This window comes from Pseudomonas pohangensis, assembly GCF_900105995.1.
Lineage (GTDB): Bacteria > Pseudomonadota > Gammaproteobacteria > Pseudomonadales > Pseudomonadaceae > Aquipseudomonas > Aquipseudomonas pohangensis.
Map to the genome: position 1 here is coordinate 1,856,613 of NZ_LT629785.1, position 26,818 is coordinate 1,883,430.

Below are 26,818 nucleotides of genomic sequence, written 5' to 3' on the forward strand. Positions count from 1 at the left end.
CGTATCATAGCCAATTTGCACAAAACTTCGCCAGCCCTGCCGCCAGATCTTGCTGTGCAGCCTGTCGGATCGACCAGTCCCTTGCGTGTTCGCACAACTCCGCCCAGTTTTCCTGCAGCGCCGCCCAGCCGGCAGCCGTGCACTGGCCGTTATTCCAGGCCAGCCAGAAATCAGCCAGGGCCAGGGCCGCGGGCGCTGACAAGTCAGCCGAATACAGATCGATAAAAGCCTGCAGCTTGTGCAGATGCGCCGCATCGGCCTGCTGGTAGATATGCCAGAGCAGCGGCCGGCCGGCCCACAGGGCGCGCACGAAGGAGTCCTCGCCGCGCACTGCATTGAAAGCGCAGCACCACAGCAGCCGGTCGTAATCCTCCTGACTGATAAAGGGCAGCACCTGCACCCGCAAATTGCCGCGCACCGCTGGCGCCTCAAGCACTGGCGAGTCGTCGCCCAGCCAGGCCTGCACCCCGGCCAGTACCCGCCCCTCCGGCACCAGCAGCAAGACCGGCTGACTACCGTCGGCAAGCAGTTGCAGCCAGCCCGGCACGCTGGCGCACTCATAGGTAAACAGCGAATACAGTCCCTCCCCGGCCAGCGGTTGCACCCCCAGGCGATGCAGAAAGGCCGTCCGGGCCGCAGCATCCCGGGCAAAGGCAGCGCGGCGCTGGAGCAAATCCCCTTCGCGCAACAGGCCGCCGGTATCGGCGCGAAAGCCGGGAAAGAAGAAGAACTTCTGCAAGCCGCCGGATTGCAGCGACGGCAGGGCATGGCAGCCACCGACCCAGTCTTCGGCGCTGAGGTATTCCAGATTCAGCCATAACGGCTTGACCGGGCGCGCCTGCATCGCGGCCAGATAAGCCGCGGGCAATGCACAGGCAAAGGCCTCGATCACCACATCGGCCACCTCTGTCGCAGCCCAGTCTCGCCTCCAGTGACAAACTTCGACACCCGCTTGCCACTGGCGTGCCAGCGTCACATCGGCTGCAGGACACAGCCGCGCGAAAGCACCCGGATCATCCACCCACAGCCGCACGGCAAACCCCTGCTCGGCAACCAGCTGCCGGGCCAGACGCCAGGTCACGCCGATGTCGCCGAAGTTGTCCACCACCGTGCAGAAGATGTCCCAGCGTTTGCGCATGCAGAGTGTTCCGGTTGAATACTTGCGACATTATGCCCTGCTGCGCTGAAATAGCCGCGCCGCTGTGACTGCTGATGCTCTTGTCGTGGGAGCGGCGACTCGCCGCGAAAGCTGTTCAAGCAGATTAAACGCTCGCGCCGAGGGCGACGCACAGCTGTGGCAGGTCGCCATGGCGGATTGTTCGCTGCGCTGCTGAACCCGGCCTGCTTCAGTGATTAGTCATGCTTAAAGGAATTACCCTGCAACAATAGCTTACAGCGCTGGGTACTGCGGTTTGCTCTTTATCCGCGCTTTTGCCACCCTGAATGAAAATCGAAGTCGCTCCGCAAAGAGCACCCAGCCGAAGGATCAGAACATGAGCGTTCGCAGCAATATCATCGACCTGCAGAGCAGCATCAACCAGGCCGTACTCGGTCAGGACGCGGTGGTAAGGCAAATCCTCCTGGCCCTGCTGGCTGACGGCCACGTGCTGCTGGAAAGCCTCCCCGGGCTGGCCAAGACCCGCACCGTACGGGCGCTGGCCAGGCACCTGCAGGCCGACATGAGCCGCATCCAGTTCACCCCCGACCTGCTGCCTTCGGACATCACCGGTACCGAAGTGCTGCACAGCGAAGGTGGCAACCATGTCATCCAGTTCCAGCAGGGACCGCTGTTCGGCAACGTAATCCTCGCCGACGAGATCAACCGTGCGCCGGCCAAGGTGCAGGCCGCACTGCTCGAAGCCATGGAAGAACGGCAGATCACTGTGGCCGGCAAAAGTCACGCGCTGCCCGAACTGTTCATGGTGCTGGCCACACAGAACCCGATCGAGCAGGAAGGCACTTATCCGTTGCCCGAAGCACAGATGGACCGCTTCCTGATGAAAATCCTCATGGACTACCCCAAACCCGGCGACGAAGCCGAGGTGCTGCGGCTGTTGCGTGGCGAGGAAACGGCCAGGGTGAATCATTCGACAGCGACCACTGAGCTGGTTCTGGCGCAGCAGGTGCTGTTCGATGCCCGCCGCGAACTGAGCACTGTGCATGTATCGGCCAGCATCGACAGCCACATCATCGATCTGGTCAACGCCACCCGCCACCCGAATGATTACGACGCCGATCTGGCCCAGTGGATCCGCATCGGCACCAGCCCGCGCGGCGCCATCAGTCTGGATCGTGCCGCCCGCGCCAATGCCTGGCTGGAAGGCCGCGAGTTCGTTACCCCGGACGACCTGCGGCAGATCATCCATCCGGTATTACGCCATCGCCTGCAACTGTCCTACGACGCGGTCGCCGATGGCATCAGCGCCGATCAGGTACTCGACCGCCTGCTGGATAAAGTGGCCATCCCGGCCTGAGTGAGCGGTCATGTCCGAAGTCAGCGCCCGTGAAGCCGATGGTCTGGTATACGCCTCTCTGGCGCAGTTGCTGCGTCTGGAGCAGCCGGCCCAGCACCTCGGTTTCAGCAGCCGGCAGCCGCTGGGCAGTATCCTGGCCGGCCAGCACAATTCGCGCTTGCGCGGGCGCGGCCTGAATTTCGAGGAACTGCGTCGCTACCAGCCCGGTGACGACCTGCGGCATATCGACTGGCGCGTCAGCCTGCGTCAGGGCAAACCCTTCGTGCGTAGCTTCAGCGAGGAGCGCGACCGCCCGGCGCTGATCCTGGTCGACCAGCGCATGGACATGTTCTTCGGCTCCAAACGCAGCCTGAAATCCTGCACCGCCGCAGAGCTGGCCGCGCTGGCCGCCTGGATGGTCTTTCACAGTGGCGACCGGGTCGGCGGGCTGGTGTTCAATGACCAGCAGATCGAGCGCATTGCGCCGCTGCGCAGCCGCCAGCGCATCGAGCAGCTATGCGCCGTGATCATTCGCCAGAACCATGCGCTGGCCGCCGACAACCCGGACATCGACAGCCGTGGCCAGCTCGACAAGGTGCTGCATGAGTGTCTGGCGCTGGCCAATCACGACCACCTGATCTGCATCATCAGCGACTTTGCCGGCACCACCCCGCAGACCCTCAAACTGCTGCGCCAGCTGGCCGCGCATAACGATGTGATCGCCCTGCAGGTGTATGACCCGATAGCCCTGAGCATTCCGCAGAACGGCCATCTGCTGATCACCCAGGGCGAACTGCAGGTCGAGCTGGCGGTCGGCCGCAAGCAGGTACACAAGCCGCTCAGCGCCTTCAGCAGCGGGCGTCTGCGCGAGGTGGCCGAACTGTTGCGGCGCAGCCGGATTCCCTTGCTGATGATCAGCACCGGCGAAGAAACGCTGCCGCAACTGCGCTTCGAACTGGGCAAATACAGCGGGCCAAGCCGATGAGCGAAGCCGCGAATATTTCCCAGCTGCAGAATCTGCCGTTGCCGCCGCCGGTCAGTTACTGGCCACAGACCTGGGGCTGGCTGGCGCTATTGCTGATCCTGCTCGGCGTTGCACTGTTCTATGCTGGCCGTGCCCTGTGGCGCTGGCGACAGAACCGCTACCGCCGCGCGGCGCTGGCCGAGCTGCAGTTGATCGAAAGCACCCTGGGCAGTAGCGGCAGCCGCCACGCCCTGCGTCAGTTACCCGATCTGCTAAAGCGCACGGCGCTGTCAATGCCCGGCCGGCCGGAGGTCAGCAGTCTGCACGCCGGCGCCTGGCAGGACTTTCTGCAACGCTGCAGTGCCAGCCAGCTGCCGGCGGATTTCAGCCGGCAGCTGGCCGACCTCAGCTATGCCCCGGATGCGCACCTGCAGGCACTGGGCGAGCCACAGGTGCAGGAACTGCTCGGCGTCTGCCGGCACTGGCTGGAGCAGCACCATGTGGCAGTTTGACTACCCCTGGCTGTTCATCCTGCTGCCGTTGCCGCTGCTCGGCTGGCGCTATCTGCCCGCCTACCGGGAAGCCCGTCAGGCCCTGCGCACACCGTTTTTCGGTGCCATGAGCCAGGCCCTGGGGATTGCCCCGCAGCAATCCGGGGTACGCCAGAACCGCCGGCAACTGGCACTCAACCTGCTGGTCTGGGGCCTGCTGCTGATCGCTCTGGCACGCCCGGTATGGGTCGAGCCGCCATTGCAGCAGACCAAACCGGCGCGCGATCTATTGCTGGCCATCGATATCTCACAATCCATGGAAGCCAAAGATTACCTGGGCAAGGACGGCAGCACGGTGGACCGTCTGACTGCGGTCAAACAGGTAGTGCAGGACTTCATCGACAAACGCCCGGATGACCGCCTGGGGCTGATCCTGTTCGGCGGCGGCGCCTTTGCCCAGGCACCACTGACCCTCGACCACGGCAGCCTGAAAATCCTCCTCGATCAGGCCGGCATCGGCATGGCCGGGCCGAACACGGCAATCGGCGATGCCATCGGTCTGGGCATCAAGATGCTCGACAACAGTGAACAGCCGGACAAGACCCTGATCCTGCTCACCGATGGCAACGATAATCACAGCGTGATCCCGCCGGACCAGGCAGCCAAGCTGGCAGCGGAAAAGCACATCCGCATCCATGCCATCGGTATCGGCGACCCGCAAACCACCGGAGAAAACCGCGTCGACAGCAAGGCGCTGCAGATGATTGCCGACACCACAGACGGCCGCAGCTTCATGGCCAGCGACAGTTCGGCGCTGGCCGCGGTGTACCAGACGCTGGACGACATCACCCCGCACGAAGTGCAGCACCTGAGCTTCCAGCCCAAGCGCGAGCTGTATTTCTGGCCGCTCGGGCTGGCCCTGCTGTTGCTGACGGCCTATCACGGCATGGCTGCCATGTGGGCGATCCGGCCGCAAGCCACAACCAGCAACGAGAGTGAGGTCGAATAATGGAAATCGACCTGAATAACCTGCACTTTATCCGCCCGCTGTGGCTGCTGCTGATTCTGCCGGCGCTCCTGCTGCCCTGGTTCTGGCACCGTCAGCACAACACCAGCCAGCGCCTGCGCGCGGTATTCGCCCCACACCTGCTCAAACACCTGGTGATCAAGCCGCAGGATCAGCAGCGCCTGCGACCGGTTTGGCTGCTCGGTGCCGTATTGGCGCTAGGTGCGCTGGCCGTTGCCGGACCGACCTGGGAACTGGATCGGCCACCATTTCTGCAGGACAAGGCGCCACTGATACTCGCCGTCGACCTGTCACCCTCGATGGATGCCAGCGACATCGCACCCACCCGCCTGGAAGCGGTAAAGAACAAGCTGCGCGACTTGCTCAAGCGCCGCAGTGGTGCGCCTACCGCGCTGATCGCCTATGCCGGCAGTGCCCATCTGGTATTGCCGCCCACCGATGACCCGGAATTGCTGGAATCCTATATCGCGGCGTTGTCCACCGACCTGCTCGACACGCCCGGGAAAAACGCCCTGGCTGTCACCGAAGAGGCAGTGCGCCTGCTCGCTGCAGAGAAAAGCCCCGGCAGCCTGGTGCTGATCAGCGATGGCGCCGACACCAGCCAGCTGCCGGCACTCAGCCAGCAGCTCAAGGATTCACCCGAAGATCTGCAAGTGCTGGTGCTGGCGGTCGGTCATCAGAGCGGTGGCCTGATCACCGACAGCAACGGCGCACCCCGTCTGGACAGCAGCGGCAAGCCGATCATCAGCGAATTCGACAAGGATGCGCTGGAGCAACTGGCCGATGCCCTGGACGCCCCGCTGGGCAGCCTGACGCAGAATGACGACGATCTGGACTGGATCCAGTTGCACGCCCAGCAGCACTTCAATGCGGCCAACCCGGACAATGACCAGCTGCACTGGAAAGACATGGGCTACTGGCTGTGCTGGCTGTTGCTGCCGCTGACATGGCTGGGCATCCGCAAGGGCTGGAGCGTCAGCTGGCTGCCGGCCGTGCTGCTGACCATCGGTTTGTGCCTGCCCGCCGGCCAGGCCCGGGCCGGCTGGCTGGCCGATGCCTTTCTTACCCCGGACCAGCAGGGCCGCTGGTACTTCGAACACGACAAATTGCCTGCCGCTGCGCAGCACTTCAACGATCTCTACTGGAAGGGACTGGCCGCCTACCAGGCTGCCGAGTTCAATGATGCGCTGGCCAGCTTCGCACGCATGGCCAATGGCCCGGAGCCACAAAGACCGGCCGCCTACTTCTATATCGGCAATAGCCAGGCGCGTCTGCATCGCTATCCGGAAGCCATCACCGCCTATCAGGAAGCCTTGCGCCTGCAACCCGACTTTCCCCAGGCCAGCTTCAACCTCAAGCTGGTCACCGAACTGCAACGGCAGTTCGAGATCGACCAGCAGTTTGCCCCCAAGGATGACGAAGGCACCGAGCAATACGACGACAAGGGCAAACCCGGCAAAGGCAAGGACGCGCTGATCATGAATGCCCCCAAACAGACGTCCGCCGAGGTCTGGTTGCGCAACCTGAGCACTTCACCAGCGGCGTTCCTGCGCCGCAAGTTCAAGCTGCAACAGGCCGACACAGCGGCAGCCGGGGTGACACCATGAGGGGCTGGTTGCTGATCGCCACCCTGCTCGCCTGCATGGGTCAGGCGCTGGCCGATCCACAGGTGCGCGTGGAAACCCGCCTGCAACCTGCAGCGCCGTACCAGGTCGGCAGCACCCTGCGTCTGGAAGTCGATCTGCTGACCACCAGCTGGTTTACCCAGGCACCGCAACCCGCCGTGCTGGACCTGCCCGGCACACTGATCACACCGCCCAATGGTCAGGCCGACAAGCTCACCGAAAACATCGACGGCACACCCTACTTCGGCCTGCGCCTGACCTACCTGATCAGCCCGACTGCGGCCGGCGAGTACAACATTCCGGCCCTGCCCTTCAGTCTGCGTCTGGGTCAGGCCAATGCCGCAATCGACGTCAGCACCCAAGCGCTGCGTTTCAGCGTAACCGCCCCGGCGGCAGGCACTACAGCCACCAGCCAACTGGTTGCCAGTGGCGTGCGTATCGAACAGCGGCTGGATAAATCCGCGACAGCGCTGAAAGTCGGCGACCGCATCACGCGGCGCATCCAGATCCAGGCCGATGATGCCCAGGCGATGCTCATACCACCCGTCGAGTTCAGCGAAATTCCCGGCCTCAAGCGTTACCTGCAGCCAGCCGAAGTCAGCGTCTTGAGCAACGGCCGCGGCAGCACCGATGGCGGCCAGCGTGTCGACAGCGTCAGCTATACGGTCGAGGAAGCGGGTGACTACACACTGCCGGCGATCGAACTGCCCTGGTGGGACAGCCACTCGCAGCAGGCACGCAGCAGCAGCGTGCCGGCCGTTGAATTCAGCGCCAGTGCTGGCAGCAGTTACCAGCTGCCCTTCTCCCTTGAGGCCGACCTGGAAAAGCTTGGTCGCGGTCGCCTGATCAGGGTTTCGCGGCCGTTCATGCTGCTCACAGGTGCGTTGATCCTGCTTGGCTTCTGCGCTTATCTGACGCGCCAGCATACCCGCGCAGCATTGCAACAGCTGCAGAACTGGCGCAATCGCCGGCACGCGCAGTGGCTGGCATCTGAAGCCTTTGCCTGGCGTGAGCTGCAACGTGCGCTGGGCAAACAGGCGCTGCCGCTGAGCGAGCTGTATCGCTGGCTGTCACGCAGTCAGGGGCATACCGATTTGCAAGCCCTCGCCGCGCAGCTGCCGGCCAACGCAGCCAGCAGCCTGCAGCAATACCTGGGCAGCCATTACGCCAGCCAGCAGCCGCCACAGGGCGACACGTCGGCATTGCGTCCGGGCCTGCAGCAGCTGCGCAAGCAAATCAGGGCACAAGCGCGTAGCCAGGCCAGGCAGTTCCGCCTGCAACCACTGCGCCCCTGGGCAGCGGCTGACAGCGACGATTGCGCCATAAGCGATGGCCATCCGGCAAAGAGCCGCTGATCAATGGCCGCCACGCCGTCCACAGGGCAAATTGCATTTGCGCTTTGCGCCGATGATTGCCACTCTCGGCGTTCAACCACCGCAACAAAAACAATAAAGCGGGCGCCTGCAGGCACCCGGTAACTCGCAGCAATGGAGAACCTCCCGATGCCCCTGAAACGAAAATTACTCCCCGGCCTGGCGCTGGCGGCAGCGGCCTGTCTGTCACTGGCGCAATCCGTCCATGCCGCTGACAAACCGAACATTCTGGTGATCTGGGGTGATGATATCGGCGTGCACAACATCAGCCTGTACAACCACGGCATTCAGGGCTTCCGCACACCGAACATCGACCGTATCGGCCAGCAGGGCGCACTGTTTACCGATGCCTATGGCGAGCAGTCCTGCACTGCCGGGCGCTCGGCCTTTATCCTCGGCGAACACCCGTTCCGTACCGGCCTGCTGACTGTCGGCTTTCCCGGCAGTGACCAGGGCATTCCGGACTGGGCGCCAACCATGGCCGATGCGCTCAAGGACCAGGGCTACACCACCGGCCAGTTCGGCAAGAACCACCTGGGCGACCAGGACAAGCATCTGCCGACTGCCCATGGTTTCGATGAGTTCTTCGGCAACCTCTACCACCTGAATGCCGAGGAAGAACCGGAGACCTACTACTATCCGAAGGATCCGGAATTCCGCAAGAAATTCGGCCCGCGCGGCGTGATCCACTCCTATGCCGACGGCAAGATCGAGGACACCGGCCCGCTGACCCGCGAGCGCATGGAAACCATCGATGAAGAGATCCTGGTCAACACCAAGAACTTCATCGACAAGGCGGTCAAGGCTGACAAACCGTTCTTCGTCTGGTTCAGCACCACCCGCATGCACGTCTGGACTCACCTGTCGAAAAAATGGCAGGGCAAGACCGGCAAAGGCCTGTACCCGGACGGCATGGCCGAACACGATGCAATGGTCGGCGAACTGCTCGATCAACTGGATGAGCTGAAGATCGCCGACAACACCATCATCATGTACAGCACCGACAACGGTGCGCAGAAGGTCACCTGGCCCGATGGCGGTACCAGCCCCTTCCATGGCGAGAAAGGCACCTCCTTCGAGGGTGGCCACCGTGTGCCGTTGCTGGTCAAGTGGCCTGGCGTGATCAAGCCCGGCACCTTCTACAACGACATGATTGCGCACAACGACTGGATGCCGACCTTCCTCGCCGCCGCCGGCAATGACACGCTGGTCAAGGATCTGGCCAAAGGCACCAAGATCAACGGCAAGGAATACCGCGTACATCTGGACGGCTACAACTACCTGCCCTACTTCAAGGGTGAAGTGCCGAATGTGCCGCGCGAAAGCTACTTCTACTTCGGTCAGGGTGGCGAATTGAATGCCATGCGCTGGAATGACTTCAAGATCAGCTTCGCCACGGTCGACGGCAATATCGCCATGGGTACCCGTACCGTAACCAACTGGCCAACTGTCACCAACCTCAAGGAAGACCCCTACGAGACCGCACCCTACGAATCCCTTACCTACATGAGATGGGCGGCCGACATGATGTGGATCGGCGAGCCGGTAGGCAGGGAACTGCAGAAGTTCATTGCCACTTTCCCTGAATACCCGTTCCAGGAAGGCAATAACCGTAACCCTGCCGGTTTCAACTACAACTCCTACAAGGCCATGCAGATGGTCAATCAGCTAGAGGGCGTCAAGCCGCTGCTGGAGAAACTCAAGGGTCTGCAAAAGCTGACCAGCTGGGGTTCCAGTAACGAGTAACAGTCGATACAGAAGCAAAAAAGCGGGGGCGATAATCGCCCCCGCTTTTTTATCCCTTAGCCCCGGCGACTTGCGCTGCGTAGCGGTTTGCTGTGGTTCTTCTCCAGCAGGTACTGCTCGACCTTGTGCACCGCCTCATCCAGGCAACGGCGCATGACCCGCGAGTCCGGCAACATGCTGCTGTCCGACACGAAAGTGATGCCCACCCGGTCGCAGTAGAAGCTGGTGGTGAACATCAGCCCGCAGCCACTGAACAGCGGCGGTATGCCGGTAAAGCCGATCAGGCGTGCGCCCATCAGATACAGCGGCTTCTCCGACCCTGTCATTTCGGACACGCCACAGTTGCCTGCCGAGAGCACTTCCCGCGTCACGCTGTTCTTGCTGTTGGCCGTTCGCCCCAGCCAGGCCATCAGCGGCGCCGGCAGGTTCTCGTAGAGCGAGCGCAAGCGGAAACTGGTCAGCTCCTCGTTCTCGATACTTTGCAGTTCCGGATGGGTGGCAAAAATCGCCTGCAGACGCGACACCGGATAATCCAGATCGGTATGCATGGCTACCTGGGTGACGGCGATGTTGTTGCCAATCAGGGCATGCGCGCCGGCATTGCGCACATTCACCGCCAGCATGGCCTGTAACGGTTCAGCACCAAGCTCGTTCAGCCCCTGCAGGTAGCTGCGCATCGCCTCGCCACAAATCGCCAGTAACGCATGACTGACCGTGGCCCCGGGCACTTCGGCGGCATACTTTTCCAGAAGCGCGCGGGGATAAAAACCGCCGTCGAATACCCGTGATGAACTCAACGGGGCGGCAAATCTGGTAGAGGGGGTACCGGAAACACTTTCGCCATCGATCGCACGCCGCGCCAACCGCAGGGCCAGCCCCGTCGCTATGCGCCCCAGGGTGCTCCAGTTGGACGCCAGTTGCAGCGCAAGGCGCGAACTGCGCAAGGTATTGTTGAGCAGACCGAAGGCCAGCATCTGGGTGGTCGATGGGGCCTTTGCCACCAGATGCGCGACTTTCTGCTGCGAGTGTTCGTGCTGCTGGGGATCGGCTGTATACAGGTGCAACGACTGCATCAACTCCAGCGCGGTGAACTCATCCATGGCGCCGTGATGGACCTTGAGATACAGGGCAAAGGAGTTCGCCGGGCAACCCTCGACATTGTCCAGCCCCTCGATCACATACAACTCCCAGAGTGGGCGGCTGAGGTCCAGTGGCCGTGAGTGCAGGCGGGCAATCTGGATACAGAACTGTCGCCAGTCACCGGGCTTGGGCAGGCCCAGATGGCGGATATGAAAATCCAGATCGAAGCGCTGATCATTTTCCCAGTAGGGAAAGTCGATATTGCCCGGGGTCTGGCGGATCTTCTGGCGGAATACCGGCGCTGAATTCAGGCGATTGGCGATGTGCTGGCGAATCTGGGTAAAGCGCACGAAATCGCCGCCCAGCGCCGACTGGTCATAGAGATACAGCAGACTGATATGGGTGGGGCTTTCGGTCTTTTCCAGAAACAGGAAATTGGCGTCTTCACTATCGACCTGGTAAATCGCCACTAGGCGGCCTCCGCAGCATTTGCTTTGTGTTTTCTGCTTTCCGGGATTTTTTCACGGATAAAAGCCGCAGCCTTTTTCAACGCGTCACGGCTTTCCGGCAGAAAGGCAAAGGCCTGCCAGACATGCGGCACCTTGCGCCAGATATCCACTTTGACCTCAACCTGGTAGCTATGCCCGCGACGGGCCATGCGCAGGCTGTCATCCAGCAGCATTTCCGAATCACTCACCTGCACATAGAGCGGCGGCAAGCCGTGATAATCGCCAAACAGCGGTGAAACCCGCGGGTCATCAATGGCAAATTCGCCGACATACAGCAAGCGCGGATTGATCGCGCGCTGGTGTGCCGCCGGCAAGGCCTTGTCACTGGCGGCGTTTTTCCAGCGCGAAGCCGCGCTGTCGCTGACATCCAGCAGCGGTGACAGCATGTAGGCGCAGGCCGGCGCGGGCAGGCCCGCATCGCGAATCGCCAGCAGCGTGGACAAGGTCAGGCCGCCGCCGGCCGAGTCGCCGGCAATCACTATCTGTTCAGGCGCGTAGCCTTTTTTCAGCAGCCAGCGGTAAGCCAGCAGCGCATCGTCCAGACAGGCCGGAAACGGGTGCTCCGGTGCCAGCCGGTAATACGCCATCAGCGCCTTGGCATCGGCCAGGCGGCACAAGCGGCTGACCATCCCGGTATGGGTGTTGGGCATCCGCAGGATGTAGGCACCACCGGGCAAATACAGGATCACCCGCTTCTTCGGCTTGTCATCGTGACAGACCCACTCGGCATCGAAGGGTGCGCCGGTGATTCTTACGGCCTTGCGCGAGGTATGCCGGGGAATACCCAGCTGACCTACGGTCAGATCCATCACCTTGACCAGCGTGCGCACCCGGTCAACCGAACCGAGGAAGCGGAACAACGGTTTCATGCTCAGACTCAACTGCAGGTTGAGCATGTCCGTCTGCCAGCTTTGCATCATCTTCAGGCACCCTTGATGTATTGATCGCGCAACACACGCTTGAGAATCTTGCCTGACGGGTTGCGCGGAATGGCTTCGACAAACAGCACCTTCTTCGGCAACTTGTAGCGTGCGAGTTTTTCCCCACAGAAATCGATGATGCTCTCCGCGCTGACCTTGGTCTGATCGGCCACGACGATGGCGCAGGCAATTTCGCCCCACTTCTCGTCTGGCAGGCCGATCACCGCCACTTCGCCGATACCCGGAATACCGATGATCACGCTCTCGACTTCGGCCGGATAGATGTTCTCGCCGCCGGAGATGATCATGTCCTTGATACGGTCCTTGATGTACAGGTAGCCCTCGTCATCGATCTCGCCGATATCACCGGTGCGGAACCAGCCATTCTCGAAAGCGTCACGGGTAGCATCGGGACGGTTCCAGTATTCCTTGAGCAGGAAATCCGAACGAAGCACCACTTCACCTTCGCCGCGCTCGCTGATCGTGCCCTCGGCATCCCGTACCGCGAGGTCGGTAAACATGCAGGCACGTCCGGCCGAACCGACCTTGCGCAGGGCATCTTCATTGAGCAGCAAGGTGCCGCCACCACAGGACTCGGTCAGTGCATAACCCTGCACCACCTGCATGTTCTTGGCCGCGTAAATCTTGATCAGGGCCTCGGGCATCGGCGCGCCGCCGGTGATGAAGTAACGGAAGTTCGGCGCATCCAGCTCGGCAAACTGCGGCACCTGGCGCATGAAGTTGAGGATCGCCGGTACTGCACCGCCAATCGACACGCGCTCGTCGACAATCAGTGACCAGACTGTCATCGGATCGAACTGCGGCATGGAAATCAGGGTGATCCCGCGCATGGCACAGAAAATCACCGTGGTCAGTGCCGCCACATGGAACATCGGCAACGGCAACAGAACCCGGTCTTCATAACGTACATCGACGGTCAGCGCCCAGGCACTGGCTGCCGTGGTCACCGAATCATGGGTATGCACCACGCCCTTGGGATTGCCGGTGGTTCCCGAGGTATACATGATGAACACATTGTCGGAACCGCCACAGACCACTTCCGGCTCTGCAGCATCAGCACTCTTGACCCGCGCAACCAGGGAAGTCTTGCCGGCCGTGGCCGGAACCCACTCCCTGACGGTACACGGATGGCTGGTACCGGCCTTGACCGCCTCGACGGTTTCGGCAAAGACATCGCCGTAGAACAGTACCGAACTGCCGCTGTCGGAGAGGATGAATTCCAGTTCGGCTGCTGCCAGGCGCGTATTGAGCGGCACCGCTATCGCACCGATCTTGGCCGCCGCATAAAACAGGCAGCAGAATTCCATGCTGTTGGGCATCAGCAGCGCCACCCGGTCACCCTTGCACACATCCAGAGTGCGCAACACATCTGCACACTGGTTGATGCGTTCATTCATTTGCCGATAATTCACGCGGACTCCGCTGGATGGCTCGACATAAGCCTCCAGCTCGGGAGAAACCACAGCCCGCTGTTTGAACATAGCGCCGATATTTTTCATGAAAAATCTCCGATATTTATAAAGTTGTAGTTACGCCTTGGCCTTTGGCGAACGGCGTGGAGAAGCTGGCTTGGACTTGGGCTTGGGCTTGGTGCCGGCAACCTCGGCTTGCAGATTGCTGAATGCCTGCTGGATCAATGTGGCCAAGCGGTAAGGTTCATGCACCGCCTCGGGTGCCGCTGCAATGGCCAGACAGATATCCTTGTTGACGCTGGCAAAGGTGACATTCAAGCCGGCGCCGGGCGGCAGGATCGGCAGGCCGTGAAAGGCCACCATGGGCGCCCCGGCCAGATAAAGCTGCTCGGCAGGCCCCTTCATGTTCGAGATCACCAGATTGGCACTGGGAATCTTGCCGAATACCGGCAGGGTATCGGTCAGCGCCAGACTGCCGGCCAGCAGCAGGGTGTACACCTGACGGGTCGCCTTCTGCATGCCGCGGCCCTTGTCCTTGGCCGACTGCGTGGCAGCATTGATCTGCTGCAAGCGCTCGCTGATCGAGGCCCTGGGCTTGCCCATGGCAATCAGTTCGACCGCCACCTGATTGCCTTCCTGATCACCGGACTCTGCACGCAGGGACATCGGCATGAAAGCCACCAGCGGCTTGCTGACAGAGGCTTTGTGCTCATGCAGGTAGTCGTGCAGGGCCTGATCGATAAAGGTCATGACCACATCGTTGACCGAAGTCCCGGTGGCTTTGGCCAGTTCCTTGACCTCATCCAGCGGCAATTCGATGTTGGCGTAGGCACGTGCTGCCGACTGGGCGGTGTTGTTGTACAGGCACCGTGGCGCGGTAAAGGGCAGCGAGGTCCCTCTGGACTTCAGGTTGAGCGACTGTGCCCCGATACTGACTGCTTCGCTGCCCATGCCGATCAGGTCACCGGGCAATTTGCTCAGGCGCTGGAACAGGCCCTGGATTTTTTCCATTTGCGAAGGGCTCGGCCGGCGCGCGCGGGGCTTGGGCGCCTTGACGTTGGCCATCCACGGGGCGGTGAAGGCTTTGCTGCGCGACGACTCACTGAGACTCTCGCGCATTACCCGCAAACCGCCTTCACCATCAATCAGGGCATGGTGCACCTTGGTCAGCAACGCCACCCGGTCCCCCTCGATGCCGTCTATCACATAGCATTCCCAGAGCGGGTGGCCACGGTCCAGCAGGCTGGTATTGAGAAAGGAAATGGTCTCGTAGAACTGCTCCATCGAACCGGGGCTTGGCAGTGAGATCGAGCGCACGTGATAGGTCATGTCCGGCTTGACCGTTTCCCAGGCCGCCAGACCCTGCTCCAGCCACTTCAGCTTGCGATTGAACGGCGCGACAGGCTGGCTGTTGCGATAAGCCTCGACCATGCGGGGAACAAAGGTTGCCTCCTGCCCGGCCGGCTTCTTGAACATCATGAAGGCGGTCATGTGCAAACGGCGTGTGGCGTTTTCCATCAGCAGGAAAACCATATCCATCGGGCTAATCTTGGTCATTCTGTCACCTCCGGTGACTGCTCGGTTTTGTCGATCAATGCTTCAAGTACATCAATTTCCTTGACGAAGTAGTTGAACAGAATCCAGCCATCGGCGAGCACGGCACGGTCGGTCAGAATGCACAGGTTTGCTTTACCGGCATAACTCCACAGCGTCATGTTGAGCGCGGTTCCGTCAAAGATCTGCCCGGTGGAAAACCAGTTTTCGACTTTCCACTTGTCGAGGAACAGGTCCTCCTTGGGGCCGGGCACATTGGAAAGCGCCAGATTGCCGAAGAAGCCGACACCGCCCTTCTTGCGCTTGATCAGATAGGTCAGCAGCCTGATCGCCCAGTTTGGCAGGATGTTGATCAGGGCACTGATGTCGGCACCTGCTTCCTTGACTTCGGCCATGTGCTGCTTCATCTCGATATTCGCTTCACGGGTCGCCATCAGGCGCTGGAGCGGATCGGCAATCTCGCTGTGAAACCAGCAGAAATCCGCAGAAGCAAAATTGCCCAGGCCTTCCATACCCTCGGGGCGTACGCCGGCAAATGGCGTACCGGCAATCAGCGGGTGAGCATCGGCGTTGAAATCCATCGACAGCAGCAGGTTGCGTACCGCACCCGCAGCGCAGGCACCGAACACATCATTGATGGTGACCTTGAAATGCTTGCTGATGCGGATCAGGCGACCCAGCGGCACCGTGTCACAGACGAAGGTACGCCCGGCACTCAGCACCACATTGATCGGGGTTTTTTTCATCTGCGAGAAGTCGGGATGCACCGGCTTGCCGGAAAGCTTCTCACGCTGGTCCATGGCGCGCTTTTTCCGCAGGCCACTGACTACCTTGGGCAGGTTGTTGATAAGGAAGCCCGGCAGGTCACGCAACGAGGTTGCAAAGCGGCGGAACCAGGAAGGATAAGGTTCGGGATTCCACGCCGGAAAGTTCTCCCGGTGATCTTCCGGCAGGGGTTGGTAAAAGCGTTTCATCAACCAGCCGGCGCCGACACCATCGACATAGGCATGGTGCACAATCATCACCAGAGCCACCTTGCCGCCTTCCAGACCTTCGATCACCCACTGCGTCCATAGCGGCCGGTCGCGATCGAGCTTGTAGGCATACAGCTGCGACATGAGTTCGCAGAGTGCCTTGTGGTCACCGGGGGCCGGGCAGGCAATCCGGCGCAAATGGTAGGCCAGGTTGAAATCGGGATCATCGACCCAGTACGGATGGCCGAGCCCCAACGGCGCGGGGGCAACCTTCCAGCGAAACGGCGGGATCAGATGCAGTCGACTTTCGATATCGCGATAGTACTTGTCGAATGACCATCCTTCCGGGTCCGTGCTCGGATCGATGATGGCAATCTTGAAGGTGTGTTGATAAGCACGGGATGTTTCCGTGCTGAGCATAAAGGCATCTGCCCCGCCCATTCGTTTCATGCTGCACCTCGCTCTGGGTGTTCAATGCATATCCGCTCAACGGGGTTTTGCAATATCCCGCTGCTGATCGACAAGCGACCTCGCCCGGAAGTAGCGACTGCATCTACTGCCCCCCTCCGCGCAACACAACTAACAGTAGACTCATTCAACCGGTCCGGCATTTATATTCAGGCCAGCTCATCACCCATCCAAGCACTGCCAGCAGAAAGTGCTTTCCTCATGCCTCAACCGCCTGGCACACCCAGAACAAGCCATTCGCCACGCTGGAATTTCGATAACCAGCACCCTAAAACCTCTCAGGCAAAGCCAAGCCACAGGCAGCGTTTCAACTTATGCCAAAGCTGTAACCAATTCAAATAATATCCATTTGTAGCGCACAAACTCGCGCCCATGTGCATTCTTCTCTACGACTTTAGTCTTGCTCTCCTCCATGCATACCCATTTAATTTCAATGAGATAGCCGCATTAATGACTTGTCGGGCATGGTTGAAATCCTTATATGCAAAAAAGTACTAAGCATAGAACCAAAAAACAGGTAGGCTAACTCTTAACTGAATACCCTGCAGGGTATGGACGAGAGGAGATAGATCATGCGCCCACAGGTTGATGCCTTTTTTGACCCCGCCACCTACACCTACAGCTACGTAGTCAGCGACCCTGACAGCAAACACTGCGCCATTATCGACTCGGTACTCGATTACGACCCGGCAGCCGGGCGCACGTCCACGGCCAGCGCCGACCGCCTGATAGCCCATGTGCGCGAAAACGGTTTGACCGTCGACTGGTTGCTGGAAACCCACGTACATGCCGATCACCTGTCCGCCGCGCCCTATCTGAAGCGCGAACTGGGTGGCCAGCTGGCCATCGGTGAAAACATCACCGTGGTGCAGGACACCTTCGGCAAACTGTTCAATGCCGGCAGCGAATTTGCCACCGACGGACGCCAGTTCGATCGCCTGTTCAAGGATGGCGATACCTTCCGGATCGGCGGCCTGCAGGCGCGTGCCCTGCACACCCCGGGGCACACCCCGGCCTGCATGACCTACGTGATCGAAGATGCCGGTTTTGTCGGCGACACCCTGTTCATGCCGGATTACGGCACCGCCCGCTGTGACTTCCCCGGCGGCGACGCACGCGTCCTGTTTGCCTCGATTCGCAAGCTGTTCGCCCTGCCGGATGCCACCCGCCTGTTCATGTGCCACGACTACAAGGCACCCGGCCGCGACGACTACCGCTACGAAACCACGGTAGCCGAGGAGCGCGCCAGAAATGTACATGTGCATGAAGGCGTCAGTGAAGATGACTTCGTCGCCATGCGCAGTGCCCGCGATGCCACGCTCGGCATGCCGACCCTGATCCTGCCTTCGGTGCAGCTGAACATGCGTGCCGGACAGATGCCGCCTGCCGAAGACAATGGCGTGCGCTATCTGAAAATCCCCCTCGACGTACTCTGAGGAACAGTCCATGGACTCGCTCAAGCGCCTGACACCGTTCATTGCCGTATCGGCACAGCTGCAACCTGCCGACATGGGCACACTTGCTGCGGCCGGTTTTCGCAGCGTGATCAACAACCGCCCGGATGGTGAAAGCGAAGGCCAGCCAAGTTCGGCGCAGATCGAAGCTGCCGCCCGTGCCAGCGGTCTGGACTACCACCATCTGCCGGTTGTCTCCGGACAAATCAGTGACGAGAACATCGAGGACTTCAGCAACCTGCTGAAAAAGGTTCGCGGTCCGTTGCTGGCCTTTTGCCGTACCGGTACCCGCTCCACCTGCCTGTGGGCGCTGAGCGAGGCACACCACCTGGACCCCGATGCATTGCTTGGCACGGCCAAAGAGGCCGGTTATGACCTCAGCAACTTCCAGGCCCGGCTGCAGCAACGCTGGCAGCACGAACCGCAGACGGCCTCGGCTACCGCCACGGCCCTGACGCCGACGCAACGCTACGATGTGCTGATCATCGGCGGCGGCGCTGCCGGCTGTGCAGTCAGCGCCAGTCTGATGCGCCGTGACCCGCAGCTGCGCATCGCCATCGTCGAGCCCCGCGAACAACACTACTACCAGCCGGGCTGGACGCTGGTCGGCGCGGGCATCTTCGATCGCGAACGCACCGAGCGGCCGATGGCGCGCTGCATCCCCCACGGCGTTCAATGGATTCATGCGGCCGCCTCCAGCTTCGAACCCGGGCAACAGCGCGTGGTGCTGGAAGACGGCAGCCGGGTCGGTTACCGCACACTGGTAGTGTGCCCGGGCCTGAGCCTGAACTGGGATGGCATCGAGGGCCTGAAAGAAACCCTCGGCAAGAACGGTGTGACATCCAACTACCAGTTCGAAATGGCTCCCTATACCTGGCAACTGGTACAGAACCTGCGCGGCGGACGGGCCATCTTTACCCAGCCACCGATGCCGATCAAATGCGCCGGCGCGCCGCAGAAAGCCATGTACCTGTCCTGCGACTGGTGGCAGAAACAAGGCGTACTGCACAACATCAAGGTCGATTTCTGCTCGTCCGGTGCCGTGCTGTTTGGCGTGCCGACCTTCGTTCCGCCGCTGATGAAATACGTCGAGCGCTATGGCGCACAGCTGAATTTCAACAGCACCCTGATCAAGGTCGATGGCCCGGCGCACAAGGCCTGGTTCAAACAGGTGGATGGCGAAGGCAACAGCCAGATCGTTGAGAAAGAGTTCGACTTCCTGCACGTGGTGCCACCGCAACACTCGCCGGAATTCATCCGCAACAGCCCGCTGGCCAATGCCGATGGCTGGGTCGATGCTGACCATGAAACCCTGCGTCACCCGCGCTTCGGCAATATTTTCAGCCTCGGCGATGTCTGCGCCGCGCCCAATGCCAAGACCGCTGCTGCGGTGCGCAAACAGGCACCGGTGGTGGCCGAGAACGTCCTTTCGGTGCTCGCCGGGCGTGGCCCGCGGGCGCTCTACGATGGCTATGGTTCCTGCCCGCTGACAGTCGAGCGCGGCAAGGTGGTGCTGGCCGAGTTCGGTTACGGCGGCAAGCTGCTGCCAACCTTCCCGCTCGACCCCGCGATTCCGCGGCGCATGGCCTGGGCGCTGAAAGTGAATCTGATGCCGGGCATCTACTTCGACATGATGCTGCGCGGACGAGAATGGCTGGCCTTGCCCAAGCGCCTGAGCCATGAACCGCTGGCGGTCGATGCGCCGGCTGCCTGCGACTTCGACAAAGCACCGGATAAATGAGCCTGCGCCACTGGCTGCCCTGCCTGGAGTGGGGGCGGCAGTACGACCGGCATGCAGCAGCCCAGGATGGTCTGGCGGCACTGATCGTCACCATGATGCTGATCCCGCAGAGTCTGGCCTACGCCATGCTCGCCGGTCTGCCGCCGGTGACCGGACTCTACGCCAGTATCCTGCCCCTGCTGGCCTATGCGCTGTTCGGCTCCAGCCGCACACTGGCCGTCGGCCCGGTTGCCGTAGTGTCACTGATGACCGCAGCCGCCTTGCAGTCGGTGGCGCCCGCCGGTAGCCCGGAATACGTGGGGGCAGCCATGCTGCTGGCCTTGCTGTCCGGATTGATCCTTGCCGCCATGGCCATGTTGCGGCTGGGGTTTGTCGCCAACTTCCTCAGCCATCCGGTGATCTCCGGCTTTATCAGCGCCTCGGGGATTCTTATCGCCTTCAGCCAGCTCAAGCACATTCTGGGCATCCCGGCTGCGGGCGAAACCATGCTGCAACTGGTGCCGGCGGTGCTGGGCCACCTGCAGGCAGTCAACTGGCCGACCCTGATCATCGGCGTCTCCAGTCTGGCGTTTCTCTGGTGGACGCGCAGCGGCCTCAAACCCTTGCTGACCCGTCTCGGTCTGGGTGCAACCCTGGCCGGCAACCTGACCAAGGCCGGGCCGGTGCTGGCGATCATCCTCTCGATACTGGCGGTCAAGGGACTGCATCTCGAGCAAGCGGGGGTACGCGTGGTCGGCGCGATACCCCAGGGCTTGCCGGGGCTGATGCTGCCTACCATGGACCTGCAGCTGACCCTGCAGCTACTGCCGGCGGCGTTGTTGATCAGCCTGGTGGGCTTCGTCGAGTCGATCTCGGTCGGCCAGACACTGGCAGCCAAGCGCCGTCAGCGCATCCAGCCGGATAGTGAGTTGCTTGGCCTGGGCACAGCGAATATCGCTGCGGCTCTGAGCGGTGGCTTCCCGGTGACCGGCGGCTTTTCGCGCTCGGTGGTCAACTATGATGCCGGCGCGCAGACACCGCTGGCCGGTGTGCTTACCGCCGCCGGTATCGCCATCAGCGTATTGCTGCTGACCCCGCTGCTGCACGACCTGCCGCAGGCGGTGCTGGCCGCCACCATCATCGTGGCCGTGCTCAGCCTGGTCGACCTCGGCGCACTGAAACACACCTGGCGCTATTCACGGCAGGATGGCATTGCGCAACTGGCGACCATTGCCGGCGTATTGCTGATTGGTGTTGAAACCGGTGTCATGCTCGGTGTCGGCCTGTCGCTACTGCTGTTTCTCTGGCGCACCAGCCGGCCGCACATGGCCGTCGTAGGGCAATTGCCGGGCAGCGAACACTTTCGCAACATCGACCGCTTCGATGTGGTGGAGAGTCCCGAGGTGCTGTCCTTGCGTGTCGATGAAAGCCTGTACTTCCCCAACGCGCGCTTTCTCGAGGAACGCATCAGCGAGCTGATTGCCAACCGTCCGCAGATTCGCCATCTGGTGCTGATGTGCCCCGGCGTCAATCTGATCGATGCCAGCGCCCTGGAGAGTCTGGAAAGCATTGTCGAACGGCTGCATACCGCCGGCGTGCAACTGCACCTGTCGGAAGTCAAGGGGCCGGTGATGGACCAGCTCAAGCGCTCGGATTTCCTGCAACATTTCGGCGGCAAGGTATTTGTCAGCCAGTTTGAAGCGCTGCGCAATCTGGCCCCCGAGGTAACCCGCCGCACCCTGCAACGACAGGCCTGAGCCAGCACCATTTCCCATCTGTCATTTCATCAGGAGACTACCCATGCGAACCCTGCCAATGCTGCTCTGTCTGGGCCTGAGCCTGGGCGCACAAGCCGAGGATCTGCAAAAGCTGACCGCCGAGGGCAAGGCGCTGATTCCGCCCTTCCAGCAACAACTGATGGCAACGGTGAAAAACGCCATGCAGTCCGGAGGTCCGGTCGTCGCGGTGGAATCCTGCCAGCTGCTTGCCCCGCAGATCGCCTCGCAACACAGCCAGCAACCCTGGAGCGTTGGCCGCACGTCACTGCAGGTACGCAATCCGGCCAATGCCGCGGATGCCTGGGAACAGCAGGTTCTGCAGGAGTTTGCCCAACAGCAGGCCAGTGGCCAGCCGCTGGCCGGCATGCAGAAAGTGGCCGTGGTCGACAATGAATTGCGCATCATGCAGGCCATAGCGGTGGGCGAGCCATGCCTGGCCTGTCACGGCAAGAACCTGAAGCCTGAAGTGGCTGCAAAAATTGACCAGCTCTACCCAAAGGATCAGGCACGCGGGTATGATCCGGGGCAGTTGCGTGGAGCCTTCACTCTGCGCCGAACCCTGGACAATCCGCTTGAGTGATACCCCGTTAAACCCGCACCAGGATGCCATGCTCAAACGCCTGGCCCGCATCGAAGGACAAATGCGCGGCCTGCAGGCGATGATCCGCCGCGGCGAGGAATGCGAAGATATTGCCGTGCAGTTCAGCGCGGCCCGCAAGGCGCTGGACAAGGCTTATCAGGAGTTATTGGCCTGCCTGCTTGAAGAGGCCCTGGTCGACAAGCAAACCGATAGCTCGGCAACCATGGCCAAGGTGCGCAAGATCTTCACCAAGTACACCTGAGACTGGCAGAACAGCCAGCCCAAGCCCTGGCGCCGGACAAGCAAAACAAAAAAGCCCTGAATATTCAGGGCTTTTTTGTGAAAGATGGCGGTGAAGAAGGGATTCGAACCCTTGATACGATTTCTCGTATACACGCTTTCCAGGCGTGCTCCTTCAACCGCTCGGACACTTCACCGGTACTCGGCAGACCGTAGTCCGTCGAGGCGCGCTAATTTAGCCGAAAGGTCTTCCCAAGGCAAAAGGTTTTTCAGCAGATTCATACTCTTATACGGCTTATTGAACAGAATTCCGGACTGCGCGGGCAAACCGCTACACTTTGGCGTCATAAGGCTTTACCCATTGGTTGCCCGTGGGTATGGTCGTCACCCTCTTCAACTCAAGGAACACTGTCATGACTGATCTGGTCGCTTATCAACTCGAAGACGGCATCGCCACCCTGACCCTGAGCAACGGCAAGGTCAACGCCCTTTCCCCGGATCTGATTGCTGCTTTCAATGCCGCACTGGACCGTGCCGAGCAGGATCGCGCCATTGTCATCTTTACCGGCTCACCGGGCATTCTGTCTGGCGGTTACGACCTGAAGGTGATGACCACCGGCCCGGCCAATGCCATTGCGCTGGTGACCGCCGGCTCGAAACTGACCCGGCGCATGCTTGCCCACCCCTTCCCGATCATCGCCGCCTGCCCGGGCCACGCTATCGCCAAGGGTGCCTTCCTGTTGCTCGCCGCCGATTACCGCATCGGCGTTGATGGCCCGTTCAACATTTACCTGAACGAAGTACAGATCGGCATGACCATGCACCATGCAGGTATCGCACTGGCCCGTGATCGCCTGAGCAATGCCGCTTTCCAGCGCTCGGTAATCAATGCCGAAGCCTTTTCACCGCAAGAGGCGGTGGCGGCCGGCTTCCTCGACAAGGTGGTAGCGGCTGATGAACTTGCAGCCAGCGCCCTGGCCATTGCGCAGCAGATGAAGAAACTCAACATGACCGCGCACCGCAACACCAAGCTGAAAGTGCGCAAGGCCCTGCTGGAAAGTCTGGATCAGGCCATCGAGGCCGACAGCAAGGGCAGCCTTTGATTTCGGCAGTCCATTGCAGCAGCGTAACGATCAGGCCCTGCATTAGCAGGGCCTGATCGTTTTTGCCGAGTCTTGTCTAGCTGTGATCTCTCAGTAGGTTGTTCATCCGGGGCTTTCCCGGAATTCTGGAAGTGCGACCCACCATGCCTTCCAGGAGCCCCGAATGAACTTGCATAAACATGCCCGTCTTACTCCCCGCGGTCGAGCCCTTTTGGTTCAGCGCATTCAACATGGTTTGAGAGTCGAGGAAGCCGCTCAGGCTGCCGGGGTGAGCGTGCGAACCGCCTACAAATGGCTCAAGCGCTTTCGCGAGGAAGGCGAGACCGGTCTACAAGACCGCTCGTCACGACCTCGGCACTGCCCGCATGCAACCGCCGATACGCTGATAGAGCGCGCGATTGAGCTACGCCGTGCACGCAAAACCTACCGCCAGATCGCCGGGGAAGTGGCCGTGGCCGTCAGCACCATTGCACGCCGCCTGCGACAAGCCGGCTTTCATCGTCTGGCGGAACTGGAGCCCGCGCCACCGGTAGTGCGCTACGAATATCCGACCCCCGGTGATCTACTGCATCTGGATATCAAGAAACTGGGGCGTTTCTGGCGACCAGGCCATAGGGCCACGGGCGATCGCCAGCAGAACTCCAACGGCGCGGGCTGGGAGTACGTCCATGTCGCCATCGATGATGCCAGCCGCATCGCTTTCAGCAGTCTGCACCCCGATGAGCGGGGGCGCAGTGCTTGCCAGGCCTTGCTCCGAGCGCTGCGCTACTATCGCGCGCTGGGTATTCGCTTCACCCGCATCATGACCGACAACGGCAGCTGCTATGGCTCACGCAAGTTCCGCCGCCTGGTCAAGCGGCTGGGGTTACGCCATCTGCGCACCAAGCCATATACGCCAAGGACCAACGGCAAGGCTGAGCGCTTCATCCAGACCAGTCTGCGCGAGTGGGCCTATGCCCGTAGCTACGAAAGTTCAGCGCAACGCGCACAGCACCTGATGCCTTGGCTGCATCAATATAATTGGCACCGGCCGCACGCCAGTCTCGGTTACCATCCGCCCATCAGTCGCGCACCACTTTCACTGAACAACGTACTGGGTTTACACATCTAGCGGTCTGCCTGACGCTTTGACCTCAGGCGCGCAGGCGCCGGGTCTTCCAGGTACCGATGCCGTTACCCACCAGATTGGCGAGAAACGCCCATAGTCCGGATTCCTCCGGTTTGGGCGGTTTGCCATTGGCCATGCGCCGGAGTTGGCGTGAGTACCAGACCACTTCCATCAGTGCCATGCGATCAATCGCACCGATACCGGTGCGGATCGTTTCTACGCTGTAACGCGGTTCCTGTCCGGCCAGCAGGCGGTTGGGCAGATCCGGCTCGATAGCCAGACTGCGCCCAATGCCGACCAGATCCAGCGCGCCGCTTTCCAGCGCCGCCGCCATGCCACCCAGGCTGCGGAAACCGCCGGTAACCATCAGCGGTACCTTGACCACGCCACGCACCTTTTCGGCGAACTCGAGGAAATACGCTTCGCGTTTGAGCGTGCTTGCGCTATGGCGCTGCTTGTCACTCATGGCCGGGGCCTCGTAGGTCCCGCCGGACAATTCGATCAGGTCGATGCCCTCCGCCTCGAGGGCGCGAATCACTTCAAGGGATTCCTCTTCGGTAAAACCACCACGCTGGAAATCTGCCGAATTCAGCTTGATACCTACCGGAAAACCGGGACCTACCGCAGCACGTATGGCCCGATACACTTCCAGTACGAAGCGCCGGCGATTTTCTGCCGAGCCGCCCCACTGGTCGGTACGCTGATTGGTCAGTGGCGAGAGGAACTGGCTGACCAGATAGCCGTGCGCAGCGTGAATCTGCACACCGCTGAAACCGGCCTGCTTGACCAGCGCCGCCGAACGCGCAAAGCGCTGTACCAGCGCCTCGATCTCGTCAGCCAGAAGCTCACGCGGCGGGCCGAAGAAGGCTTGCAGCGCCGGTAGAAAAGGCACCGCCGAAGGCGCAACACCTTCAGCGTTCAGGCCTTTGGGTACCTGCCGCCCCGGATGGTTTAGCTGTACCCAGCACTGGGTGCCATTGCTGTTGCCGGCGTCGGCCCAGCGCTTGAGCAGCGGCATGTCGCTGTCATCTTCCAGCACCACATTGTTCGGTTCACCCAGCGCACGCCGGTCAATCATCACGTTGCCGGTAATCAGCAGGCCGGTACCGCCCTGCGCCCAGCAGCGGTAGAGATTGACCAGGCCTTCGGTCACATGGTTGTCGGTGGTGCCCAGCGCTTCACTCATGGCGGATTTGGCCAGGCGGTTCTTGATCACCTGACCAGAAGGCAATGTCAGGGTCCGGGCCAGCAGGTCTTGGGGGCGGTTCATGCGAATTGGTTCCCTGGAGAAAATCAGTTGCGCAACACTAGGGGTCAGGCAGAAGGATTGCAAAGACACCCCACGGCTGAATATGCGCTGATAACCGCGATTGATCCCGCCACAAAGCCGATTTGTACAAGGCAGTGAACGACCGTACACTGCGCGCCCGCCTCCCCCGAGCACCCCTCCATGTTATTCATTTTGCGCATGCTTCTGATGAGCCTGCTGTTTGTTGTTGCCGGCCTGCTCGGTCTGATTCTGGGGCTCTGCCGCCCGTTCAACCCGGACAACAGCCGCCTGTGTGCGCTGATGTATTCCGCGCCGGCTCTGTTGATCCTGCGGCTGAAGATGAACGCCGAGGTCAAGGGTCTGCTGGAGCACCAGCGTTCCTGCGTGATCATCGCCAATCACCAGTCCAACTATGACCTGTTCGTGGTCGGCCGCGTGGTACCACCGCGCACCGTGTGCATTGGCAAGCAAAGCCTGAAGTGGGTGCCGTTCTTTGGCCAGCTGTTCTGGCTGGCCGGCAATGTCATGATCAATCGTGGCGATGCCGCCCACGCCAAGCAGGCGATGCTCACCACCACCGACACCCTGCAACACAAGGACACCTCGATCTGGATGTTCGCCGAAGGCACGCGCAACCTGGGCAAGGGTCTGCTGCCGTTCAAGAAAGGCGCATTCCAGATGGCGATTGCCGCCGGCGTACCGATCATCCCGGTGTGCGTGAGCAGCTATGCGCGTGACATGCGCCTGAACAGCTGGAATGCCGGCGACGTGATGATCCGCTCGCTGGCGGAAATCCCCACCGCCGGGCTGACGCTGGACGACATGCCGCAACTGATCGAAACCTGTCACGCGCAGATGAAAGCCTGTATCGAGCAGATGGATCAGCAGCTGGCTGCAGCCTGAAGTTCCGGCCATCGGCTGCCATTGTTGCGGCAGCCGATGGCAGTG

The 26,818-nt window shown here is 61.2% G+C and carries 22 protein-coding genes and 1 tRNA gene; 15 read left to right on the forward strand and 8 right to left on the reverse strand.

What is annotated here, in order from left to right; translation table 11 throughout:
• Nucleotides 1-4 precede the first annotated feature (4 nt).
• Nucleotides 5-1,138: an elongation factor P maturation arginine rhamnosyltransferase EarP gene (gene earP / locus BLT89_RS08715; protein WP_090194270.1), complete on the reverse strand. Its 1,134-nt coding sequence runs from the start codon at nt 1,136-1,138 to the stop codon at nt 5-7.
• Nucleotides 1,139-1,493: 355 nt separating this feature from the next.
• Here earP and BLT89_RS08720 point away from each other — a divergent pair, with 355 nt between their 5' ends.
• The 7 genes from BLT89_RS08720 (at nt 1,494) to BLT89_RS08750 (ending at nt 9,679) form a co-directional block, all read left to right on the forward strand.
• Nucleotides 1,494-2,474, forward strand: a complete 981-nt coding sequence (locus BLT89_RS08720; RefSeq protein ID WP_090194272.1) for an AAA family ATPase — start codon at nt 1,494-1,496, stop codon at nt 2,472-2,474.
• A gap of 10 nt (nt 2,475-2,484) precedes the next feature.
• Nucleotides 2,485-3,438 carry a DUF58 domain-containing protein gene (locus BLT89_RS08725; RefSeq protein ID WP_090194273.1) on the forward strand — a complete coding sequence of 318 codons (954 nt, stop codon included), beginning with the start codon at nt 2,485-2,487 and terminating at the stop codon, nt 3,436-3,438.
• Nucleotides 3,435-3,929: a DUF4381 domain-containing protein gene (locus tag BLT89_RS08730; RefSeq protein ID WP_090194275.1), complete on the forward strand. Its 495-nt coding sequence runs from the start codon at nt 3,435-3,437 to the stop codon at nt 3,927-3,929. The genes BLT89_RS08725 and BLT89_RS08730 overlap by 4 nt, the downstream gene beginning before the upstream one ends.
• Nucleotides 3,916-4,917, forward strand: coding sequence for a vWA domain-containing protein (locus BLT89_RS08735; RefSeq protein WP_090194277.1), 1,002 nt, complete (start codon nt 3,916-3,918; stop codon nt 4,915-4,917). The genes BLT89_RS08730 and BLT89_RS08735 overlap by 14 nt, the downstream gene beginning before the upstream one ends.
• Nucleotides 4,917-6,542 carry a vWA domain-containing protein gene (locus BLT89_RS08740; RefSeq protein ID WP_090194278.1) on the forward strand — a complete coding sequence of 542 codons (1,626 nt, stop codon included), beginning with the start codon at nt 4,917-4,919 and terminating at the stop codon, nt 6,540-6,542. Before BLT89_RS08735 ends, BLT89_RS08740 begins: the two co-directional genes overlap by 1 nt.
• The gene (locus tag BLT89_RS08745) at nt 6,539-7,915 is read left to right on the forward strand and encodes a BatD family protein (RefSeq protein ID WP_090194279.1); all 1,377 of its coding nucleotides are present in this window, start codon (nt 6,539-6,541) and stop codon (nt 7,913-7,915) included. The genes BLT89_RS08740 and BLT89_RS08745 overlap by 4 nt, the downstream gene beginning before the upstream one ends.
• A 147-nt stretch (nt 7,916-8,062) precedes the next feature.
• Entirely contained in the window at nt 8,063-9,679 is a 1,617-nt protein-coding gene (locus tag BLT89_RS08750) for an arylsulfatase (protein WP_090194281.1), read from the forward strand.
• Between the two features lie 56 nt (nt 9,680-9,735).
• Here the strand turns inward: BLT89_RS08750 and BLT89_RS08755 are convergent, their stop codons facing one another.
• From BLT89_RS08755 to BLT89_RS08775, 5 genes are read right to left on the reverse strand one after another with little or no spacing between them, the layout of a single operon-like run.
• A complete protein-coding gene (locus tag BLT89_RS08755) occupies nt 9,736-11,229 on the reverse strand; it encodes a wax ester/triacylglycerol synthase domain-containing protein (RefSeq protein WP_090194282.1) in 1,494 nt (497 codons plus the stop codon).
• Nucleotides 11,229-12,188 carry an alpha/beta hydrolase gene (locus tag BLT89_RS08760; RefSeq protein WP_090194284.1) on the reverse strand — a complete coding sequence of 320 codons (960 nt, stop codon included), beginning with the start codon at nt 12,186-12,188 and terminating at the stop codon, nt 11,229-11,231. The genes BLT89_RS08755 and BLT89_RS08760 overlap by 1 nt, the downstream gene beginning before the upstream one ends.
• A 2-nt stretch (nt 12,189-12,190) precedes the next feature.
• On the reverse strand, nt 12,191-13,708 hold the full coding sequence (locus BLT89_RS08765) for an acyl-CoA synthetase (RefSeq protein WP_090194286.1): 1,518 nt from the start codon (nt 13,706-13,708) through the stop codon (nt 12,191-12,193).
• Between the two features lie 30 nt (nt 13,709-13,738).
• Nucleotides 13,739-15,178 (reverse strand): wax ester/triacylglycerol synthase family O-acyltransferase, encoded by a 1,440-nt coding sequence (locus BLT89_RS08770; RefSeq protein WP_090194288.1) that lies wholly within the window; start codon nt 15,176-15,178, stop codon nt 13,739-13,741.
• Nucleotides 15,175-16,599: a wax ester/triacylglycerol synthase family O-acyltransferase gene (locus BLT89_RS08775; protein WP_090194290.1), complete on the reverse strand. Its 1,425-nt coding sequence runs from the start codon at nt 16,597-16,599 to the stop codon at nt 15,175-15,177. The genes BLT89_RS08770 and BLT89_RS08775 overlap by 4 nt, the downstream gene beginning before the upstream one ends.
• 590 nt (nt 16,600-17,189) lie before the next feature.
• On the opposite strand from BLT89_RS08775, the gene BLT89_RS08780 reads away from it, so the two are divergent.
• From BLT89_RS08780 to BLT89_RS08800, 5 genes are read left to right on the forward strand one after another with little or no spacing between them, the layout of a single operon-like run.
• The gene (locus BLT89_RS08780; protein WP_090194291.1) at nt 17,190-18,053 is read left to right on the forward strand and encodes an MBL fold metallo-hydrolase; all 864 of its coding nucleotides are present in this window, start codon (nt 17,190-17,192) and stop codon (nt 18,051-18,053) included.
• 10 nt (nt 18,054-18,063) lie between these two features.
• The gene (locus BLT89_RS08785; protein ID WP_090194293.1) at nt 18,064-19,812 is read left to right on the forward strand and encodes a bifunctional protein tyrosine phosphatase family protein/NAD(P)/FAD-dependent oxidoreductase; all 1,749 of its coding nucleotides are present in this window, start codon (nt 18,064-18,066) and stop codon (nt 19,810-19,812) included.
• Nucleotides 19,809-21,548: a SulP family inorganic anion transporter gene (locus tag BLT89_RS08790; protein ID WP_090194295.1), complete on the forward strand. Its 1,740-nt coding sequence runs from the start codon at nt 19,809-19,811 to the stop codon at nt 21,546-21,548. Before BLT89_RS08785 ends, BLT89_RS08790 begins: the two co-directional genes overlap by 4 nt.
• A gap of 43 nt (nt 21,549-21,591) precedes the next feature.
• Nucleotides 21,592-22,149 (forward strand): Tll0287-like domain-containing protein, encoded by a 558-nt coding sequence (locus BLT89_RS08795; RefSeq protein ID WP_090194296.1) that lies wholly within the window; start codon nt 21,592-21,594, stop codon nt 22,147-22,149.
• Nucleotides 22,150-22,177: 28 nt separating this feature from the next.
• Nucleotides 22,178-22,411 (forward strand): metal-sensing transcriptional repressor, encoded by a 234-nt coding sequence (locus BLT89_RS08800; RefSeq protein WP_090194297.1) that lies wholly within the window; start codon nt 22,178-22,180, stop codon nt 22,409-22,411.
• Between the two features lie 85 nt (nt 22,412-22,496).
• Here the strand turns inward: BLT89_RS08800 and BLT89_RS08805 are convergent.
• A tRNA-Ser gene (locus BLT89_RS08805) sits at nt 22,497-22,586 on the reverse strand.
• Nucleotides 22,587-22,802: 216 nt separating this feature from the next.
• Here BLT89_RS08805 and BLT89_RS08810 point away from each other — a divergent pair.
• A complete protein-coding gene (locus tag BLT89_RS08810) occupies nt 22,803-23,492 on the forward strand; it encodes a crotonase/enoyl-CoA hydratase family protein (RefSeq protein ID WP_090194299.1) in 690 nt (229 codons plus the stop codon).
• Between the two features lie 163 nt (nt 23,493-23,655).
• Nucleotides 23,656-24,603 carry an IS481 family transposase gene (locus BLT89_RS08815; protein ID WP_090194300.1) on the forward strand — a complete coding sequence of 316 codons (948 nt, stop codon included), beginning with the start codon at nt 23,656-23,658 and terminating at the stop codon, nt 24,601-24,603.
• Nucleotides 24,604-24,625: 22 nt separating this feature from the next.
• On the opposite strand, the gene BLT89_RS08820 is transcribed toward BLT89_RS08815, so the two are convergent.
• Nucleotides 24,626-25,870 carry an NADH:flavin oxidoreductase/NADH oxidase family protein gene (locus BLT89_RS08820; RefSeq protein WP_090194301.1) on the reverse strand — a complete coding sequence of 415 codons (1,245 nt, stop codon included), beginning with the start codon at nt 25,868-25,870 and terminating at the stop codon, nt 24,626-24,628.
• A 180-nt stretch (nt 25,871-26,050) separates the two neighbouring features.
• Between BLT89_RS08820 and BLT89_RS08825 the strand changes: the two genes are divergently transcribed.
• Nucleotides 26,051-26,773 carry a 1-acylglycerol-3-phosphate O-acyltransferase gene (locus tag BLT89_RS08825; protein WP_090194302.1) on the forward strand — a complete coding sequence of 241 codons (723 nt, stop codon included), beginning with the start codon at nt 26,051-26,053 and terminating at the stop codon, nt 26,771-26,773.
• The last annotated feature ends 45 nt before the right edge of the window (nt 26,774-26,818 follow it).

Bases quoted from the DNA above. Each gene is read 5' to 3' on its own strand.
- BLT89_RS08760 (WP_090194284.1), bottom strand. From the start codon at position 12,188: ATGATGCAAAGCTGGCAGACGGACATGCTCAACCTGCAGTTGAGTCTG.
- BLT89_RS08735 (WP_090194277.1), top strand. From the start codon at position 3,916: ATGTGGCAGTTTGACTACCCCTGGCTGTTCATCCTGCTGCCGTTGCCG.
- BLT89_RS08725 (WP_090194273.1), top strand. From the start codon at position 2,485: ATGTCCGAAGTCAGCGCCCGTGAAGCCGATGGTCTGGTATACGCCTCT.
- BLT89_RS08745 (WP_090194279.1), top strand. From the start codon at position 6,539: ATGAGGGGCTGGTTGCTGATCGCCACCCTGCTCGCCTGCATGGGTCAG.
- BLT89_RS08730 (WP_090194275.1), top strand. From the start codon at position 3,435: ATGAGCGAAGCCGCGAATATTTCCCAGCTGCAGAATCTGCCGTTGCCG.
- BLT89_RS08750 (WP_090194281.1), top strand. From the start codon at position 8,063: ATGCCCCTGAAACGAAAATTACTCCCCGGCCTGGCGCTGGCGGCAGCG.
- BLT89_RS08790 (WP_090194295.1), top strand. From the start codon at position 19,809: ATGAGCCTGCGCCACTGGCTGCCCTGCCTGGAGTGGGGGCGGCAGTAC.
- BLT89_RS08720 (WP_090194272.1), top strand. From the start codon at position 1,494: ATGAGCGTTCGCAGCAATATCATCGACCTGCAGAGCAGCATCAACCAG.
- BLT89_RS08815 (WP_090194300.1), top strand. From the start codon at position 23,656: ATGAACTTGCATAAACATGCCCGTCTTACTCCCCGCGGTCGAGCCCTT.
- BLT89_RS08740 (WP_090194278.1), top strand. From the start codon at position 4,917: ATGGAAATCGACCTGAATAACCTGCACTTTATCCGCCCGCTGTGGCTG.
- BLT89_RS08780 (WP_090194291.1), top strand. From the start codon at position 17,190: ATGCGCCCACAGGTTGATGCCTTTTTTGACCCCGCCACCTACACCTAC.
- BLT89_RS08770 (WP_090194288.1), bottom strand. From the start codon at position 15,178: ATGACCAAGATTAGCCCGATGGATATGGTTTTCCTGCTGATGGAAAAC.
- BLT89_RS08795 (WP_090194296.1), top strand. From the start codon at position 21,592: ATGCGAACCCTGCCAATGCTGCTCTGTCTGGGCCTGAGCCTGGGCGCA.
- BLT89_RS08765 (WP_090194286.1), bottom strand. From the start codon at position 13,708: ATGAAAAATATCGGCGCTATGTTCAAACAGCGGGCTGTGGTTTCTCCC.
- BLT89_RS08775 (WP_090194290.1), bottom strand. From the start codon at position 16,599: ATGAAACGAATGGGCGGGGCAGATGCCTTTATGCTCAGCACGGAAACA.
- BLT89_RS08785 (WP_090194293.1), top strand. From the start codon at position 18,064: ATGGACTCGCTCAAGCGCCTGACACCGTTCATTGCCGTATCGGCACAG.
- BLT89_RS08820 (WP_090194301.1), bottom strand. From the start codon at position 25,870: ATGAACCGCCCCCAAGACCTGCTGGCCCGGACCCTGACATTGCCTTCT.
- BLT89_RS08810 (WP_090194299.1), top strand. From the start codon at position 22,803: ATGACTGATCTGGTCGCTTATCAACTCGAAGACGGCATCGCCACCCTG.
- earP (WP_090194270.1), bottom strand. From the start codon at position 1,138: ATGCGCAAACGCTGGGACATCTTCTGCACGGTGGTGGACAACTTCGGC.
- BLT89_RS08800 (WP_090194297.1), top strand. From the start codon at position 22,178: ATGCTCAAACGCCTGGCCCGCATCGAAGGACAAATGCGCGGCCTGCAG.
- BLT89_RS08825 (WP_090194302.1), top strand. From the start codon at position 26,051: ATGTTATTCATTTTGCGCATGCTTCTGATGAGCCTGCTGTTTGTTGTT.